This window comes from Enterobacter sp. E12, assembly GCF_014596715.2.
Taxonomy (GTDB): Bacteria; Pseudomonadota; Gammaproteobacteria; order Enterobacterales; family Enterobacteriaceae; genus Enterobacter; species Enterobacter bugandensis.
In genome coordinates this window covers 3,710,070-3,729,917 of sequence record NZ_CP115601.1, presented here as the reverse complement: position 1 = coordinate 3,729,917, position 19,848 = coordinate 3,710,070, and the positions used below count along the sequence as shown (strand labels likewise).

The 19,848-nt window shown below is 58.9% G+C and carries 8 protein-coding genes; 1 reads left to right on the top strand and 7 read right to left on the bottom strand.

The genetic code is table 11. The annotated features are described in order from the left end of the window. Nucleotides 1–5: 5 nt before the first annotated feature. The 5 genes from IB212_RS17765 to IB212_RS17745 all read right to left on the bottom strand — a co-directional run bounded on the left by IB212_RS17765 (nt 6) and on the right by IB212_RS17745 (nt 17,170). Nucleotides 6–2,201: a type I secretion system permease/ATPase gene (locus tag IB212_RS17765; protein WP_028014148.1), complete on the bottom strand. Its 2,196-nt coding sequence runs from the start codon at nt 2,199–2,201 to the stop codon at nt 6–8. Then, complete coding sequence (locus tag IB212_RS17760) at nt 2,198–3,601, bottom strand: TolC family outer membrane protein (RefSeq protein ID WP_041908566.1); 1,404 nt, start codon at nt 3,599–3,601, stop codon at nt 2,198–2,200. The genes IB212_RS17765 and IB212_RS17760 overlap by 4 nt, the downstream gene beginning before the upstream one ends. 80 nt (nt 3,602–3,681) lie before the next feature. Further along, nucleotides 3,682–14,730, bottom strand: coding sequence for a BapA/Bap/LapF family large adhesin (locus IB212_RS17755; RefSeq protein ID WP_188245875.1), 11,049 nt, complete (start codon nt 14,728–14,730; stop codon nt 3,682–3,684). A 764-nt stretch (nt 14,731–15,494) separates the two neighbouring features. After that, nucleotides 15,495–15,851, bottom strand: a complete 357-nt coding sequence (locus IB212_RS17750) for a hypothetical protein (protein WP_188245874.1) — start codon at nt 15,849–15,851, stop codon at nt 15,495–15,497. 401 nt (nt 15,852–16,252) lie between these two features. Further along, a complete protein-coding gene (locus tag IB212_RS17745; RefSeq protein WP_188245873.1) occupies nt 16,253–17,170 on the bottom strand; it encodes a LysR family transcriptional regulator in 918 nt (305 codons plus the stop codon). Nucleotides 17,171–17,268: 98 nt separating this feature from the next. On the opposite strand from IB212_RS17745, the gene IB212_RS17740 reads away from it, so the two are divergent. Next, on the top strand, nt 17,269–17,991 hold the full coding sequence (locus tag IB212_RS17740; protein WP_188245872.1) for an SDR family oxidoreductase: 723 nt from the start codon (nt 17,269–17,271) through the stop codon (nt 17,989–17,991). Between the two features lie 324 nt (nt 17,992–18,315). On the opposite strand, the gene IB212_RS17735 is transcribed toward IB212_RS17740, so the two are convergent. Both IB212_RS17735 and IB212_RS17730 read right to left on the bottom strand, forming a co-directional pair. Then, on the bottom strand, nt 18,316–18,783 hold the full coding sequence (locus IB212_RS17735; protein WP_041908572.1) for a hypothetical protein: 468 nt from the start codon (nt 18,781–18,783) through the stop codon (nt 18,316–18,318). A gap of 2 nt (nt 18,784–18,785) precedes the next feature. Continuing rightward, nucleotides 18,786–19,508, bottom strand: a complete 723-nt coding sequence (locus IB212_RS17730) for a hypothetical protein (protein WP_047364363.1) — start codon at nt 19,506–19,508, stop codon at nt 18,786–18,788. Nucleotides 19,509–19,848: the final 340 nt, after the last annotated feature.

Sequence of the window (19,848 nt, the reverse complement as noted above, 5' to 3'; positions counted from 1 at the left end):
CCACGTCACGCTGACTGATTTTCATTTTTCCACTCCCGTCCGGTTGCTGCCTGCTGCTGTTGCTGCATGCGGCTGTTGTTCAGCGCCTGCGCTTTTGGCGCGTCCATGACCAGCATCCCATCTTTCAGCACGACCACGCGCTCCACCAGCTCCAGCACCGGCACGCGGTGGGTGGCGACAACCAGCGTCCGGTTGCCGAGCCACGCCCCCAGGCGCTGGATAAATTCCCGCTCGGTGTGCTCGTCAAGGGAAGCGGTCGGCTCGTCCATCAGCACGATATTCGGATCGCGCAGCAGCATCCGCGCCAGCAGAATCGACTGCCGCTGCCCGCCGGACAATCCCACGCCGTTCTCCATAATCGGGTAGTCCAGCCCCTTCGGCAGCTTCTGCACAAAGCTGGCCGCGCCGCACATCTCCAGCACCTCGAAGATCTCTTCGTCGGTGGCGCGCGGCATGCCGAGGGTGATGTTCTCGCGCAGGGTGCCGTAAAACAGCCGCGCGTTCTGGGTCATAAAGCCGACGTTTCGCCGCACGTCGGCCACGTCCAGATGCGGCAGGCTGAGGTTGTCGAGCCGCAACTCGCCGGCCGCCAGATCCATGCCGCCCGCCATCGCCTGCAGGAGAGTGGATTTGCCCGCGCCGTTACGCCCGAGGATCGCCACTTTCTCGCCCGGCCTGATCTCAAGACGGTTAATGCGCAGCGCCATGCGCGGATCTTCCGGCTGATAGCGGAACTGCGCCTGCTCGAAAAGATAGTGTCCGCGCAGCACGTCCTGGCGGATCGGCGTCTCTTCACGCTGATTTTCAGTAGGAAGCTGCATAATACTGTCCAGCCCCTCTTTGGCGGCCTTAACCTGCTGCCAGCGGGCGAGCACGCCGCACAGCGTCGCCATCGGGGCGATCATCCGGGAGGCCAGCATCGAAGCGGCCACCACCGAGCCGGTGGTCAGCGTGCCGTCAATCACCATCGGCGCGCCAACCACGATCACGGCCGCGTAAACCAGGCTCTGGACGGTCATCCCCCAGCTGATCAGGTTCTGGGTCAGCTCGCGGGTGCGCAGGCCGGATTCCGCGGTGATCTGGATATAGCTGTTCCACTGCTGCAAAAAGCGGTTCTCCGCCTGCATCAGCTTGATGTCCTCCAGCCCCTGTACGCTCTCCACCAGCACCGCGTTGCGCAGGGTGGATTCATGCGCCGACTGCTTCGCCAGCTCGGCCAGCTTCTTTTGCAGCAGCAGGCCCGGCAGGACCATGATTACCGCCGCTACCGGGGCGATCCACGCCAGCTGCGGCGCGATGATCGCCAGCACCACCACAAACAGGAAGAAGAAGGGCAGATCGACAATCGTCGAGATGGTGGAAGAGGTGACCATCTCGCGGATCTGCTCCAGCTCGCGCAGCTGGGAGATAAAGCTGCCGGTGGAACGCGGAATGGCGCTGTGGCGCAGCCGTAACGCGTGGCCGAACACGCGATCCGAGACGCGCAGATCCGAGCGTTTGCCCAGCAGATCCATAATGTGCCCGCGCGCAACGCGCAGCACAAAGCCAAACAGGGTGGCGATCAGCACCCCGATGGTCAGCACGTAGAGCGTCGGGTAGGACTGGGCGGGGATCACCCGGTCATACACCTGCATGGAAAAGACAATGCCGGAGAGGGAGAGCACATTGATAAACAGCGCCGCCAGCATCACCCAGCTGTAGGGACGCAGGTCGCGCATCACCAGCCGGTAGAGCCAGTCCGGACGGTACTTTGAGATGTAGGCGTCCACGCGGCTGTCTTTCAGCGCGGCCAGCGGACGCAGGGCGATAACGTGGCGGATGGCGGGCAGCATTGCGCTCATCGACAGGCGGTTGGTGTATGTCTTGTCGTCGAAAAAGCTGACCTCGAGCGTATCTTCTCCGTCGAAATTCTCAATCACGCCGATTTTTCCGTCGTTCAGCGCCACCACCACCGGCAGACGCCAGCTGTTGATCGACTGCTGATCGGCCGTCAGCAGCTGGAACGTCAGCCCGGCTTCACGGGCAAGCTGAGTCAGCGCGGGCACCATCGGTTTGCCTTTCAGCCACGGCGCGCCCGCGACGAGCGAGCCTGGCGAACAGGCAACGCGGTAGCGCGTGGCGACAAAGCCAAACGCCTGAGCCCACTGCTCCAGCGCCTCATCCGTCATCGTTTCCCCCTGCGGGATGTCGCGTTGCTTCATGGCTGGATCTCCACGGTCTGGATGGTGCGGTTATCAAGATCGAACGCATGACGCAATTGCCCTGTGTTATAGAGGCAGTTGAGCTGCAGCTGATGCAGCTGACCGAGGGTCTGCTGCTGGGTAAAGCGCGCCTGATAGACCTCCTGCTCGGCGTTGAGCACGTCCAGCAGCGGGCGCGAGCCGAGATCGAGATACTGCTGCTGGTAGAGCTCGCGGGTGCGGGCGCTGAGCGCCTCCTGGCGGCCCTGAATTTGCAGCGTGCTTTGCAGGCTCATGACCTGGCTGCGGGCCTCCAGCAGCTTCTGGCGGACATCGAGGCGCGTGCGCTGAATGGTCGACTGCGCCGCTTCCACCGCGTGACCGGCGGCGTTGCGTCGGGCGGTGAGTCCGCCGCCCTGATAGAGCGGCATCTGGACTTTCACCCAGGCGGAATATTGGGTACGGTCCCGCGTTTCGTTACCCGCGTAGCGATCGTTCAGGTAGTGACGGACTTCCGGCTCCAGCGAGACGGTTGGCGTCATCTGCGCGTCGGCGTAGTCAAGGTTAGCCTGAGCGACGTTCGCCTGTGCCCAGGCGGCGAGGACCGCAGGCACCAGACGATCGTCCGGCTCAGCGATATCGCAGCTGCGGGCCAGCTTCTGCGGAAAGTCATTGCTGATATCGTTCAGGCTGTTCCAGCCGAGAAAGCTCATCAGCGTGGCGCGGGCGCTGTCGAGGCTGGCCTGATACTGCATCAACTGGGCGCGCGCCCCTTCAATGCGTGCGTCGGTCTGCACCACGTCAGAGAGCGAGGTGGCCCCTTCGTCGTTACGCTGGCGGGTCAGGGTGCCTATTGATGAGAGGGCGTCAAGCTGCTCTTTGGCGGTGTCGACCATCTGCTGCCAGGTTTGCACCTGCACCATGGCGATAGCGGTATCGTGGGCGATGGTGTCGATGCTGACCAGCACGTTGGCCTGCTGCTGGGCGACCCCGGCGTTTTCGGCCCGCACCTGGCTTGCCACTTTGCCGAAGTCGTAGAGCATCTGTGAAAGAGAGAGCACCAGCGACGGCGTAAAGCCGTTCTGGTCGCCGTCGTGGGAATACCCGTTGTCCATGCCGGCGTTGATTTGCGGATAGTATTTCGATTTGGCGACGTCGACCTCTTCGTTCTGTTCGTAGAGTTTGCCCACGGCTTCAGCGATCGCCGGGTGCCAGGTGACGGCGCGATTAACGGCCTCGCCAAGCTGTAGTGAACCGGGAGCGGCTTTGCCTGCCACCGGGGCGACGCGGCCATTCAGTGAGGGGAGTTCCTGCGTTTCGCGGAGCTGTCCGGTATTGATGGTTGCCGCCGGGTTTGCCGCGATGGCGGGTACAGATATCAGGCAGCACGAGAGCCACCAGTAAGGCATCTTTATTCCCATGTCTTGTCCCTAATAAATAAGTACAGCTTTATTATTTATGCCCGGGCGCTGTGCGCCCGGGTCATGTCCTGCAGGTGCTATCAGGTAATGATGTGTTGCTGGTTCACAAGCTCGTCGTACGTGGTCTGCACGTTATCAAGCGTAACGAGTGCAGTATTATTGTAGGTGCTCCCTGCGCCGTCACGGTCGATGGAGATCACAGTGTTGCTACCGCTTTGCGTGACATGGATATAATTCCCCAGCGAGGCGGTATTACCGTCCCAGCCCACCAGCAGATCGCCAATGTCGATCTTGTCTCCCTGCGCCAGGGAGAAGTTCGTCCAGTGGTCGCCGCCGGCGCTGGTGATGTTGCCCCCCGTCGCGTTGCCCGCCGTGCTGTTCAGCACCTGATAAATCAGCGTGTCTCCGTAGGCCGTACCGCTAATCACATCGTTATGCTCCGAACTGATAAATTTCGGCGCCATGTTGATGGTCAGCGACGCGGTGTCCGTGGTGCCGTTGGCATCGGTCAGGGTGTAGTTAAAGACCTCCTTCGTGGTAATGGTAGAGAGCGATATCCCCGGATTGAGCGTATAGGTGTAACTGCCGTCTGCGGCAATTGCCAGCGTGCCGTAGTGACCCGTGATGCTCGACTGCGTGCTGCCGGTGTAGGGATCCAGCGTAGTGGTAACGCCGTCGTAGCCGGTAATGCTCACGCGGGTATCCACCGAGTGCAGCTGGTCCATCGTCCCTGCGGAACCAGTGCCGTCGAAAATGTTGCCGTCAACAGTGTGGGTGCCCGTGGCGTCGAACTGCGACAGCGAGTAGCTTGTGCCGGTGACGCTTGGGGTGATGGTGATATTTCCTACTCCCAGCGGCCCCATTCTGCCGGTATAGCTCAGGGTGTAGGTCCCCGCCTCCAGGTCGAGACCCGTCAGGTTGACCGTTGCCGTGCCGCCCAGCAGCAGCCCGCCGTTGAACGAGCCGGTTCTGACGGTGGTGGCGCCGTTGGTCAGCGTCCAGTCAACCGTCAACCCTGTAAGCGTCAGCAACGAGGCGACGTTAAACGACAGCACCACGTTGTGCAGCGCGGTATTGGCATCCACCACGAAGGTGCCGGAGCCGGAGCCCTGGGTTGAAGCGAGCAGCGCGGCGTTCCAGCTCGCCGACCCGACGGTTGTATCCGAGTATGCGGCGGTGTGGTGTACCGACGTCACGTCCATCGCGGTGCTGACATCATTCACCGCATTCATCGGCTGCGCGGTTGGGGTGATGTTGAGCGAAGCCGTGTCTTTCGTGCCGTCCGGCGCGGTAATGGTGTAGACGAAGGTATCCGGGGTGCTGATGTGGTCAACGCCGACGCCGCTATTCAGGGTGTAGGTGTACTCCCCGGCCGCGTTGATGCTCAGCGTACCGTACTCGCCGGTAATGTTCGTCAGACCGCTGCTGTTCACCGCTACGCCGTTAACTTCCGTCACCAGCGTGCCGACTGGCGCAATATCATCCGACAGAACGTCCCCGGTAGTGCTCGCGCTGACGCTCGCCACGCTGTAGACATGATCCTGCAGCACGTCCAGCGTGTAGGCCGTCAGGGCGGTGATCCCCGCAGCCGTATTCAGCAGGAACAGGTACTCACCGGCCGGCAGTTGCAGCGTCAGCTGAGGCGAGGTGCCGCCCAGCAGCGGCGCGCGCAGCCAGCCTGGTTCAACGCGCATCTGCTCGAAGGTCTGGGTCGCGTTGTTGAACTTGTAAACGTACAAATCAAACACCGACGCCAGCGCCACGCCGCCCACGGAGGCCTGGATGGTCATGGTGCGGGTAGTGCCTTCCTCCACGTTATAGATGATGGGATTGGTCATATCGTCCAGCAGGTTCAGCCCCAGCGTGTTGCCGAGATTGATTCCCACCAGGGTAAAGCCGCCCTGGGACGACGTACCGTTGTTAATCGCGTTGACGGTGGTATCGAAGGTCAGCGAGTTCGTATCGTCAACCGCGACAATACCGCTGGTGGCGGTACCGGTGCCCAGCGACAGCACCAGATTCGCCGACGCGCTGACGCCGTTATGCGTGATGGTGTAGCTGAAGCTCTCCGTCCGGCCAATCACCGATGCGCTGGTGTTGGTCAGATCGTAGGTGTAACTGCCGTCGCGGTTAATGGTCAGCGTACCGTACTGTCCCTGGATCACCGTGCCGTCGGCAGTGACGCTGGTGGTGACACCCTGGGCGTTAGTGACGGCCGTGACCGTTGCCCCTGCCGGAGCGTTGTCGCTGCCTGCGGTTGGGTCAACGTCGGTGATCACGTTACCGCCGAGGCTGGTGTCGCCCGTAACGGTGCCCGGCCCGGTCTCTTTCACCGCCACGTCGAGGCTGGTGTAGGAGCCGGTTGCCAGCAGGTTGGTGTTATAGCTCAGCACGCGGTAGTTGCCGTCCGCCAGCCCGGTCAGGTTTAGTGAAACGCCTGTTGCCCCCAGGGTCAGCAGGTCGGCAAACTGCGGCTGTCCGGTATCGACTACGGTAGTCCAGGTATTGTTAACGGTGTCAAAGCGCTGTACCACCAGCTCAAGGGTGTTGAGCAGAGAGAGCACGGCCCCCGTGGCGTTGGCGTTCACGACGATATCCGCGCTGCCGCCGCTGCCCACGGTGAAGTTGACCTGAGCGGTGTCATTACCGAGCAGCGTCAGGACGTTGCCCACGGCGCCGACCAGCAGGAAGCCGTAGTCGCTGTACTGGCTGTTGGTGACGGTGGCCGTGGTGCTGAGATCCAGCTCTTCGACATTATTGCTGGCGGAGAGCGGCACCACCGGCGCGAGCGCCGAGCCGGGCTGCGAGATATTGCCCGCCGCGTCGGTGGCGGTGATTTGCAGCGTCTGGCCTTCAGTCTGTTTGTTAACGAAGGTGTAGCTGTACGTGCCGTTGCTGCCCGCTGTGGTCGTGACCGTCGAGCCGTCCGTTAGACGGATGGTGACGGTACTGCCTGCTTCAGCATTGCCGGTTAATACGCTACCGTCGGCGTTGAAGGTTCCGGTTGGGGCCGTTGGCGCGGTCAGATCGACGATAATCGTCGTCACGGCCGATGCCGGGCTGGTGTTGCCTGCGGCATCGGTGGCCGTGGCGGTGAAGTTGTGGGTGCCCTGCGTCAGCGTGGTGGTTTCCGGCAGCGTCCAGTTGCCATTGCCGTCGGCGGTGACGGTGCCCACCAGCGTGATGCCATCGTAGATCCGTACCGTTGCATTCGCTTCGGCGGTCCCGCTCAGCGCCGGACGCGTGTCGTTGGTCGGGTTGGTGCCGGTTACCGGTCCGATGACGCTGCCGACATCATCAATTACCGAGCTGATGACCGGCGCTGCCGGGGCAAGGGTATCGACGTTAATCGTGTACCCGGCGGTTGGCGCGCTGGCATTGCCCGTCGCATCGGTGGCGGTAAAGGTCAACGTGTGCGGGCCGTTGCCCAGCGCCGGAGAAGGCGTATAGCTCCACGCCCCGCCGGTGGCGATCACGCTGCCGATCTGCACGCCGTTATCGAAGATTTTCACCGTAGAACCCGCTTCCGCCGTACCGCTGAGGGTTGGCTGCGCGTCGTTGGTTATTCCTCCGTTCGCGACTGGCGTTGCCGCATTGCCGACGTCATCCAGAATGCTGTTGAGCACCGGCAGCGCTGGCGGCGCGGTGTCAATCGTCAGACTGAAGCTTGCGGACGACGCGCTGGTGTTGCCTGCGGCATCCGTAGCCTGCGCGGTGAAGCTGTGCGCCCCCTCTGTCAGCGTGGTATTGAGTAAGATACTCCAGCTGCCGCTGCCGTCTGCGGTGCCCGTCCCGACCAGCGTGGTTCCCTCATAGATATTCACGGTGGCAAACGGTTCGCTGGTTCCGACCAGCCGCGGTACGGTGTCGTCAGTCGTCTGCCCGGACGTGATTGGCCCGGTAATGCTCCCCACATCGTCAATCGCCTGGCTGATAACCGGCGCGGTGGGTGCCGTGCTATCGACAACCAGCGTAAAGCCCGGCGAGGCGGGGCTGATGTTCCCTGCGGCATCGGTGACCGTGGCGGTCCAGGTGTGGCTGCCAGCCGCCAGCGGCGTGGACGGCGTAAAGCTCCATGTACCGGTACCGTCTGCCAGTGCGGTGCCGACAGGCTGCCCGCTTTCATAGATAGTGACCGTGGCGTTGGCCGTCGCGGTGCCGCTCAGCGTTGGCGTGGTGTCGTCGGTGCTTTGCCCGGAAGTGAGCGGGGTTTGAATACTGCCCACGTTATCTGCCGCCGCTGAAATGACCGGCGCAGACGGCACGCCCGTATCCACCGTCAGGTTAAACGGTGCCGTTGCAGTACCCACGTTGCCCGCCGCGTCGGTGGCATTGAAGGTGATGGCATGCGGTCCGTCGGGCAGATCGGTACCCGGCGTGAAGGTCCAGCTGCCCAGGGCGTTGACCACGGCGGTGCCAATTTCGTTGCCATCAACAATCACGTGTACAGTAGAACCCACGTCGCCCGTACCATTGAAGGTCGGACGCGCGTCGTTAGTGCTGTTACCCGACGTGAGCGTCCCCGTGATCGGTGCGACATCGTCAATCACGCTGGTCACCACCGGCACGCCGGGGCCTGCGGTATCGACGGTGAAGGCGAAGACCGACGAGTTCGCCGAGGCGTTGCCCGCGGCATCCGTTGCGTACGCGCGCAGGGAGTAGCTGCCGTCGTCCAGCGGCGTGGTCGGGGTGAAGGACCAGTTACCGTTTACGTCGACGGTCGTCGTACCCAACTGCGTACCGTTATTCATGATGTAGATGGTGCTGCCTGCCTCTCCGGTGCCGCTAATCGTTGGGGTGTTGTCGTTGGTCGCCTGCCCGCTGTTGAGGTTGCCCGTGACGCCGCCAGGGACGTTATCACTTACCGTATCCAGCGTTGGAACCGTCGGCGCCGTGAGGTCAACCACCACGCTCCACGGGGCGGAGACCAGGCTCAGGTTACCCTGCGGATCGGTTGCCTGAACCGTAAACGCGTGTGGCCCTTCGACAAGAGCGGTCTCTGGCGTAAAGCTCCACGCGCCGGTGTCATCAGCCGTAACCACGGCAATCTGGGTAGCGCCATCGAAAATGGTCACGATGCTGTTTGCGTCCGCTGTCCCCGAAAGGGTTGGCGTGGCGTCGTTCGTTTCGCTGCCGCTCGCTACCGGGGTGGCGGTATTGCCCACATTATCCGTTACGCTGGTGATGACCGGCGTGGTGGAAATGGAATCCACCACGATGGTGAAGTCCGCCGAAGGACCGCTCTGATTTCCCGCCGGATCGGTTTCGCGGATGGTCAGAACATTACTGCCTTCTGGCAGGGCGGGCGTGGTGTAGCTCCAGGTGCCGGTATTACCAACCACCACGCTGTCCAGCAGCACGCCGTTGTTGTAGATGGAAATGGTATCACCCACCGCGCCGGTGCCGGTGAGGGTCGGCTGGCTGTCGTTGGTGGTCTGGCCGCTGGTCAGCGGACCGGTGACAGGACCTACGTCATCAATGACCGAGCCAATGGTTGGCGTGCCCGGCGCGGTCAGATCGACGGTTACGCTGGCCGCCGGAGAGCGGCCGCTGGTGGCACCGTTGAGGGTCGCGGTCACCTCAAAGGTGTGCAGCCCCTCGCCAAGCGCGGCCGGCGTATAGCTCCAGTTGCCGCTGCCGTCGGCGGTCACCGTTGTTAATGGCGTCGTGCTACCGTCCTGATAGATAGTAATCACGCTGCCCGCTTCGGCCGTACCGGTAAGCGTTGGCGTGGTGTCGTTGGTGGTTTTGCCTTTCACATCGCCGATGACCGGGTCCACGTCATCGACAATAGCCGTAATGACGGGTACCTGCGGCAGCTCAAGCGGCGAGTCGGTGACGATAAAAGGCACGTCAGCGCTGGCATTTCCTGCGGCGTCCGTGGCGGTCACGGTCAGCGTGGTTGGATCCAGCTGCGCCGGGCTCAGCGCAATGGAGAAGCTGCCGTCGCTGCCGACAACGCCGGTACCAATGACCGTGCCACCGCTGTCTTTCACGGTAATGGTGCTTCCCTCTTCGCCGGTACCGGTCAGCGGTGTCCCTTCATCAGCCAGGAGCATGTTGCCCGGATCGGCCGGGGCGACGGTATCGACCGTAACGCTCAGCGGTGCTGAACTACCAGAGAGGTTACCCGCCGGATCGCTGGAAGAGACGGTGAAGGTATATGTAGCATCCGGCAGCGTCGCGTCGGCAGTCCAGCTCCAGGTGCCATCCGGCTGCACTGTTACCGTCACGGCAGATGGCGTGCCGTCTACGGAAACGATCACGGTAGTTCCCGGCTCACCGGTCCCGGTAAGGGTTGGCGTGCCGTCCTGCGTATACAGCTGGTTGTTGGACAGCTGGCTGTCAGCAACGGCGCTAATGACGGGGATTTCCGGCGCAAGGGTATCGAGCGTGACGGAAACGACCGGGCTCGGCGCGCTGACGTTACCCGCGGCATCGACTCCCGCAACGGTGATGTTCAGCAGGCCGTCCTGCTGTGGTGGCAGGACAAAGCTCCATTCTCCGTTAACGACATCGACACGTCCTACCTCAACGCCGTTGTTGTAAACGATGACCGTGTCGCCAGTCGTGCCGGTACCTCCGACGGTTGGCGTCGCATCGGTGATTAAGCCCCCATTCGGCTGGCCCCCGACGGCGTCAAATACCGGGACATCCGGTGCTACGGTATCCACGTTAATCGTAATCGCTGGCGACGGGTCAGAGACGTTGCCCGCCTCATCGGTGGCGGTGGCGGTATAGACGTGGCTGCCTTCCCCAATATTACTGTCAGGACGCCAGCTCCAGTTGCCGTTGCTGTCTACCGTCACGGTGCCCACGATGGTCGGTATGCCGTTAACGGTATCAGTGATGTTGATAACGTCATTCGCCGTACCGGTGCCGCTCAGGACCGGGCGCGGATCGTTGGTGGTTCCGCCATCGGGAACGGGGCCGGTTATCTGGCTGACGCTGTCGGTAATCACCGGTGCTGCTGGTGCTGTTGGCGCATCGGTATCAATGGTGATGGTGACCGGCTGCGACGGGGCGCTTTCGTTGCCCGTGCCGTCCATATTGGTGACGGTCAGGGTAATGTCATAGGTGCCGTTAGGCAGCGGGGTAGCTGGCGTCCAGGTCCAGTTGCCGGTGCCGTCCACGAGCACATCATCAAGCTTGACGCCACCGTTGTAGATGGTCACGGTATCGCCCGGATTGCCGGTGCCGCTCAGGGTCGGTGTGGTGTCGCGGGTGGTTTCTCCCGGGTTCAGCGGCGTTTCTGTGCCGTCAGGATTGACGGTGATTGCCGGGATATCCGGCGTAGCTGGCGGAACGGTATCTACCGTCAGTTCAAACGGCGTTGAGATGGTGGTATTGCCCGCGGCATCTGTGGCATGCACCGTCAGCGTATGCGGGCCGTCGGTGAGCGGGATAACGGGGGTAAAGCTCCAGCCGCCGCTGCCGTCGAGGGTCGCGGTGCCGAGCAGGGTGGTACCGTCATAAACGGTAATCACCGCATCTGCCGGCGCGGTGCCGCTCAGGGTCGGCGTGGTGTCGTCGGTGGTGTCGCCGCTGGTAAGCGGCCCGTTAACGCCGCCCACGTCATCGGTTACGGTGGCGATGGTGGCCGCCGCTGGCGGTGTGGTATCGACGGTCAGGGTGAAGCCGCCTGACGGCTGGCTGGTATTACCCGCTCCGTCGGTGGTGACAGCGGTAAAGGTATAGGTGCCGTTAACAAGCGGTGTGGTTGGGGTATAGGTCCACGTGCCGCTGCTGTCGATCACAATTGTCGTGAGATCGACGCCGTCCTGGCGGATGGTGACGGTTGAGCCCGGCTCCGCGGTGCCGCTCAGGGTCGGCGTGGTGTCATTGGTGCTGTCGCCAGAGTTGAGCGCGCCGAGGCGCTCTGGCACGTCATCCACCACCTGGGTAATGACCGGCGCATCCGGGGCAACGCTGTCAATGATGATGCCCCAGCTGTTGGATACGTCGCTAATGTTGCCCGCCGCGTCAGTTGCGACGGCGGTCAGGGTATGTTGACCCTCAGCGAGCGGGGTGTCCGGAGTAAAGCTCCACGCGCCGAGGCCATCGGCGACGGTGGTTCCAATATCAACCCCATCCACGCGGATGGTGACCGTGGCGTTGGCCTCGGCGGAACCGCTGAGCGTCGGGGTTGAATCATTGGTGGTCTCATTGAGGTCGAGCGAGCCGGTTCGTCCGGGCACATCGTCAACGACCTGCGTAATCACCGGGGCGGCCGGTGCTGTCCCGTCGACGATAATGGTCCACGCGTTCGATTGTCCGCTCGGGTTACCGGCGGCATCCGTTGCCGTTGCCGTCAGCACGTACGTACCATCAGCCAGCGGAGAGGGCGGCGTAAAGCTCCACAGGCCGGATGAGGGGACGGCCACCGTGCCGATGATATCACTGCCGTTGAAAATCGTGATGGTCGAACCGGGTTCGCCCGTGCCGTTCAGGGTCGGCGTGGTGTCGTCGGTGGTGTCGCCGCTGGTAAGCGGCCCGTTAATGCCGCCGACGTCATCGGTTACGGTGGCGATGGTGGCCGCCGCTGGCGGCGTGGTATCGACGGTCAGGGTAAAGCCGCCTGACGGCTGGCTGGTATTACCCGCTCCGTCGGTGGTGACAGCGGTAAAGGTATAGGTGCCGTTAACAAGCGGTGTGGTTGGGGTATAGGTCCACGTGCCGCTGCTGTCGATCACAATTGTAGTGAGATCAACGCCGTCCTGGCGGATGGTGACGGTTGAGCCCGGCTCCGCCGTGCCGCTTAGGGTCGGCGTGGTGTCATTGGTGCTGTCGCCAGAGTTGAGCGCGCCGAGGCGCTCTGGCACGTCATCCACCACCTGGGTAATGACCGGCGCATCAGGGGCAACGCTGTCAATGATGATGCCCCAGCTGTTGGATACGTCGCTAATGTTGCCCGCCGCGTCAGTTGCGACGGCGGTCAGGGTATGTTGACCCTCAGCGATCGGGGTGTCCGGAGTAAAGCTCCACGCGCCGAGGCCATCGGCGACAGTGGTTCCAATATCAACCCCATCCACGCGAATGGTGACCGTGGCGTTGGCCGCGGCGGTACCGCTGAGCGTCGGGGTTGAATCATTGGTGGTCTCATTGAGGTCGAGCGAGCCGGTACGTTCAGGCACATCGTCAACGACCTGCGTAATCACCGGGGCGGCCGGTGCCGTCCCGTCGACGATAATGGTCCACGCGTTCGATTGTCCGCTCGGGTTACCGGCGGCATCCGTCGCCGTTGCCGTCAGCACGTACGTACCATCGGCCAGCGGTGAGGGCGGCGTAAAGCTCCACAGGCCGGATGAGGGGACGGCCACCGTGCCGATGATATCGCTGCCGTTGAAAATCGTGATGGTCGAACCGGGTTCGCCCGTGCCGTTCAGGGTCGGCGCCCGGTCGTTGGTCAGCCCATTCTGGTCCACGGGACCGGTTGTGTTCAGCACGTCGTCAATCACCGACACGATAACCGGGGCCTGCGGTGGGGTGATATCCGGCGCTGCTGCGGAGGTTGCTGGCCCCGTGTTGCCCGCAGCATCGGTGGCGTCTGCGGTCAGGATTTCGCCGTTGAGCTTAGGCGGGGTCAGCGTCAGGCTAAAGTTGCCCTCGCTGTCGGCCACAGGGGTGCCAAGGATAGCGTCGCCTTCACGGATGGTTACCGTGCTGCCAGGCTCCGCGGTGCCGGTGATGGTGCCGCCATCATTCGATACGACGAGGTCCCCGGGGGCCAGCGGCGGCGTGGTGTCGACGGTGAAAGTGATAGGTTCTGATGGCGCGCTCTGGTTTCCGGCTGCATCGGTTTCAACGACGGTTATCGTGTGCGTCCCGTCCGTGAGCGGGCCATCTGGCGTGACGCTCCAGGTGCCGTTGGGCAACACTGTTGTGGTGCCAACCGCGACGCCGTTATCGTAGATAGTGATTGTGCCACCGGGCTCGCCCGTTCCCGCCAGGATCGGCTTTGACGCATCGGTAGGCGTGCCTGCGGTTATGGTCCCTCTGATCGCACCCGTGTCGTCGGTCAGCACAATCGCGGTCGGCGCGGTCGGCGGGGTAAGATCCACGGTGAGGGTAAATACCGGTGAGGCCGGTCCGAGGTTGCCGGCGGCGTCGGTTGCCCGCACGGTAATCTGGTGGGTGCTTTCAGTCAGATCGGTTGACGGGGTAAATGTCCAGGTGCCGTTGCTGGCGACGAGCGCCGTGCCAATGGCGACTCCGCCGTCATAGATGGTTACGGTGGAGCCCGCCTCCGCAGTGCCGCTGAGCTGCGGACGTGGATCGTTGGTGCTGCCGCCGTTTGTGACCGACCCCGTTTGAGGATCAATATCGTCCGTCACGCTGCCGATCGTTGGGGCATCGGGTGCGGTGAGATCCGGCGCCGTAATCGTTGTGCCCTGGCTGGTATTCCCGGCCGCATCCGTCGCGGTGGCGGTCACCTGTTCGCCGTTGGTCAGCGGAGTGCCGAGAGACACGGTAAAGTTGCCGTCACTGCCGGTTTTTCCGGTGCCAAGGACGTTGCCGTACGCATCTTTCAGCGTGATGGTACTGCCAGGCTCGGCGGTACCGGTGACGCTTTTACCGTCCGACGAGAACTGAAGGCTGGAGGGTGCATTCGGCGGTGTTGTATCCGGGTTGGTGGGATCGACTGGCGTACCGGGGTTAGGGTTAGGATTGTTGTTATTCCCATCATCGTCATCCCCGCCGCCGCCGCCGCCACTGGAGCTTGCCACCGCCGCGATGGCGCCAGCCGCGACAATGCCGCCCAGCGCCCACGGCCAGATGGCGGCACCACCTGCATCACTCCCGGATGCGGCCAGCAAGGCGTCCGTGGACGCGATGGATTCGTACGTGGCGGCTCCGGTGGGATCTTCAATCCACCATAACGCACCGTCACTCTCCTGGAGCACCAGCTGGCTCACGCCCTGCGCGTCGGTGACATAAAAGTTTTTAAGGGTGATCACTTCCCCTGAGTGCAGTGTCACCACCAGATCGTTACCACTTCGCGCGAAGTGGGAGACATCGGCTCGCTCTACATGAAGCTCAACGATAGAGGAATGGCTCAGCGTAACCTGTGTGCCTTCCGTAGTCGTTTCCACGCCAGTGAGTTTTGATATAACAGAGATTTGGCTCATTTAGGTATTACTCCAGCAGAGTTATCGTGAACGACGAGCAAGACGAGCCATCTCTGGAGAAGGTAAAGGGCGCCCCCGGCGGAGTTACTGTTTATTAAACAGCACTCACCGTCTTTTTTAGAGCGAACGATGCCCGCCAGGACTCAGAGTGGCAACATCAGAGCGAATGTAATTACTTACGAGTCAGAATGTTTGCTATGCGTATTTTGTGCCTTATAAAACCCTGTAATTAATAGAGGATTTGGTTTTGAGGATATAAAAATGATATAGCCAGAAAACGGTGAATGTGCAAATTAAGCTTTCGTAAATAAAGGGGTAAGTCGTAAGAAGGGCATTAATTTATTGATGTGGATTATGTGTTTATTTTCTCACTGTCTTGTTTTTATTGGTTTTTTTATTTTTAGTTTGCGTGTTTTATTTGTGCTTTAGGTGTAATTCAATAATTGGTAGTGACGTTTTTGAATGTAATTAAAAATGTTATTATTTAAATCTGCTTAATTTGTGTTTAAGTTAGGGTAACATTTTTGATGTAGGATATATTATATTAATTAGAATTTAAAATATATTCTTATATGGTGTGGGAATTCTGCTACTGCGAGCGAAAATATAATAACCTGCTTTATTTTCAATGCGGTTCATCTATTAGCCTGATACTAAGGTCGAAAAAATATGACCACGGGGATGGGCAGCCGGACGTTTGCATTAATACCCTCTGTTCGAAGCATTAAAAAGGCCGCTAACGCGGCCCTGAGATGGTGTGTCGATTACTCAGTGACTTTCTTTTCCAGCTCGCTGGTACCTTCTTTGGTTTTGTTCCAGCCTTTCTCTGCGCCTTCTTTAGTGGCATCCCACCCCTTCTCGGTGCCTTCTTTGGTTTTATGCCAGGCTTTCTGGGAATCTTCGCTGACTTTGCTGCCAAAGCTTTCGCTCTTACCTTCCGCAGCATGCTGCTGTTTCAGCTTCAGCTCTTCGCCCTTGTTCTGCTCTTCGTGCAGTTTTTGCTTCGCTTCGTTGGCGTTTGCATTCGCCGCAGCGACGGTATCGTCAGTTGCATGTGTGGTCGCAGCAAATACTGGGGAGGCCAGCAGAACGGCAGATAATGCGATAATTGTTTTTTTCATAATATCCTCATTTAACGTTATCGGTTATGAGCGTGATTCAGCATGGCACAGACGAAGCGGGGTGGCTTTAGGAAAAAACTGTAATGAGATCAAAGTACCCAGGTAAGCGCCTCCTTGCTTGAGGATCACCCGAAGGATAAAAAACCTATTTCTATGAGGGCTGCAAGGGTCAGCAGAATAAAGAAAATAACGACCATGGGTCTGTACATTTTAAGGCTCCATCCTTGTGTGATGTCTTGTCCAGCGTACGGGATACATCGTTAAGCCATCCCCGGCACGACATATCCCCTGAGTGAATTGTGTCCGTTTTTACTTTTCCATGGGAGGAGAGCGGTGTCGTTGATGTTTATCAAAGGGCAGCGGCAGGGTAAGGAAAATCTGCATGAAAGTTACTGGCCTTGTTAGCTTTGAACGCTTTGCGTTGCCGCTGGCTGTCGCCACTGGCGGACGTGCTCGATCAGGGCTCTTAGCTTGGGCGCCATATTGTGACGCTGGGGGAAATAGAGATAAAAGCCTGGAAAAGATGGAAGAAACGCATCCAGCAGGGAAACAAGCTGCCCCGTTTCAATATACGGAGTGAATGTATCCTCCGTGGCTAAGGTTATGCCGCCGCCGGCCAGTGCCAGGCTGAGCATAAGGCGGAGATCGTTTGTGGTGATCTGCGGTTCAATCGCCACATCGAAAGGAACGCCCGCCTCCTCAAATTCCCAGCAATAGGGGGCAACGTCCGGGGCTGGGCGCCAGCCGATACACCGGTGAGCCACCAGCTCGCGGGGGTGCTCAGGTACGCCGTGAGTCGCCAGATAGGACGGTGAAGCCACCACCCTCTCACGCTGCTGACCCGTAAGGGGAACGGCGATCATGTCTTTTTCAATAACTTCACCCAGCCTTACCCCGGCGTCATAGCCCGCCGCCACGATATCGAACTCTTCGTCCGACACGAAGATATCAAGCGATACCGCAGGATGCGCAGCCGCAAACGAAGCGAGCAGCGGGCCAGAGAGAAAGGCTTCCGCGATTGAGGTGACCGCGATTCTGAGCTGGCCGCGCGGTGCGCTGTCCGACGCGACGTCTTCAAATGCCGCTTCAATATTGGCGATGGGGGCCTGCAACGATTTACGCAGCCGTTCCCCTGCTTCAGTGAGGCTTACCGAGCGCGTGGTGCGCATCACCAGCAGGGTTTGAAAACCATCTTCAAGACGCCTAATCCCCTGGCTGACAGCGGAGCGGGTTATGCCCAGCCGCGCGGCGGCAGCGCTAAAGCTGCGCTCCTCTGCGACCGCCAGAAAAACAGGTAACAGATTGAGATCGATTTTCATTGTTTAACATTGCTAACCAGTGAGTCCAGTAAATGCAGGATACAAGAAACAATGGTGAGTATCTATTATCACGTTGAACTCAACGTAAGGAGCAAAATATGAACAAAGTTATCTTAATTACCGGTGCATCAAGCGGTATCGGAGAAGGTATTGCCAGAGAGTTAGGCAAGGCAGGCGCGAACGTTTTCTTGGGCGCTCGCAGGCTGGATCGCATCAACGCCCTGGTTGCTGAAATCCGCAGTTCAGGGGGGGAAGCAGAGGCCGCAGTCTTAGACGTTACCCGCCGCCAGTCGATGGCTGACTTCGTACAGGCAGCGCGTGAAAAGTGGGGCCGCATTGACGTGCTGATTAACAACGCGGGCATCATGCCTCTTTCTCCGCTTTCGGCAGGCAAGCAGGATGAGTGGGAGCGCACCATTGACGTGAATATCAAGGGCGTGCTGTGGGGGATAGGCGCCGTTCTGCCGATTATGGAAGCCCAGGGCTCGGGACAAATCATTAATATCGGCTCGATTGGTGCCTTGTCCGTGGTGCCCACGGCTGCCGTCTACTGTGCCACCAAATTCGCCGTACGGGCGATTTCGGATGGTTTACGTCAGGAAAGTTCGAACATCCGCGTGACCTGCGTTAACCCTGGGGTAGTGGAAAGCGAACTGGCCTCGACCATTACGCACCCGGAAACCATGGCGGCGATGGACGCGTACCGTGCTATTGCCCTCAAACCTGCTGATATCGCCCGCGCTGTACGCCACATCATCGAGGCGCCTGAGAGTGTCGATACAACAGAAATTACGATCAGACCGACGGCATCTGCGAACTAACGTTGCGGATGAAAAAATGCAGGTTAGCGCAGCTGGTTTACAACAGATCTGACTGGTCTGCGAATCCAGACTACGCTTGCTAAAAAATGGTCGTCTGAATTTCGGTTGTGACGTTCATACTGAATGCTTAGATTCATTTTCAATCTATTGAGAGGAAATGAATATGAATTTTGCAGAACTCCACAACCAGTTGAGGGTACAAAAAGCCCGCAGGGCTTGCGCCATGCGGGCTCTTAGGACTTCATCGGATGCGAAGTCTGCATACTTCCCAGGAGCATTTATCCAGCTCAGCGGAAAGCCTTTTCATTCTGTTAAATAATGGCTTCAGCTTACGTTTTCCGACGCCGGTGCGGCAAATATCGTTATGTACTTTTTCAGACCGGACTCCCGTTTAACCCCTTTGGGATCGGAAACAAAAGGAAGCCGCAAGCGAGGTGAATCGGATACTTTCAGTGTCCAGATATAATCCCCAATAAACCTGAAGTCCACGCTATCGTCAGTGACCTGGAGATCCGCAAAAGTTCCTGTAGAGTACTCATTGCCCAAACGAACAATTTCTTTAAGCCCGTCATGAACGTCAATAAGGACAATTGTCAGGGATTCTTCAAAAATAATGTCATCCGTCAGAAACAGGATGTAACGCTGCTCATTAACCTGGACCGCTGCTTCAAGCACTTGCCCCGGTACAATAATACCGGTGCTTTTACCATTGAGCACAACGTCAGATTGAGCCTGGGATACATCGGTGGCTTCACTAACCTTAACCAATGTTATTGAATTAACCTGTTGCATAATCAATTCCACAAACGTCCCATTTCCCATGCAGCAAGCGCGCCGCCGACGAAGCCACCGATAAGCACGCAAACAGGTGCGCCTGGCCCACACATTAATCCCGCCATTGCACCACCTGCGGCAGCACCGGCAATACCTGCACCATTAATAGCTATCTGTCTGCCTGATTCAGAAACCTTATCATCAGCGGCATAAATTTCGTAAACAGAAATCGCAATCGAAAGAACAATTAACCCCCTTCCAATGCGCGAGAGCTGCATCATTTTCATGTTTACTTGTGGGTTAGACTTGCCTGCGGATTCAACAATACTTGCATAAATCTGATTTTTTTGTACTTCAGAAAGACTGTTAAAATTTGCCTGCGGGCCAAATAAAGCTTTCGCTTTTTTTGCTACCAACTCATTAAGCGTCTTACCCTCGCTTTTTATTCGTTCGGCCATTGCCCGTCCGAGTGGAGTGCTGCGAGAACGCACCATCTCCATGATCAAATTTCTCGTTTCCTGAGCCTCTCGTGCCGCTTTGTCCCAGGAGATCACACCAGCATTGGCCTTTGCGTGTAAGTCTGCGGACATTTCTTTGATTCTTTTTGAGTACTCAAGGCGTAGGCGTGGATCAACTGACAACCTCGCGGCCGCAGCGGAAACATCGCCTTGCAAGGCATTCATCGCGCTTTCGAATTTATCGCGTCCATCGGTATCTAATGCGCTCAGCAATGTCGTATCCATGTTCTTATTGTTCCTGTCATTGGCTCTGAGATGCGTTGAACAAATTTCTAGCACATTATCTTCAAAAGTTCTTTTTAAAATTTATTAACTTTGCTTTTAATTTTATATTTTTCATTATATTTCAATGTGATATTGGTTAGGCTAGTGACTTTTTGCTATGAACGATTTGCAGCTTCAAAAGAATGGAGATTGTTCTTAATAGGGATTACTTTGCTGGTCAGTAGGTTTTATGTTCTTCTCAAAAAACTGATTCAAGATGGCTTTCCTAAGGTGAGGCATAGGCCTCGTTCTGCAAAACAAGTGCGCATTCCTGCACCAGGACTTATCTATCTGAAAACGT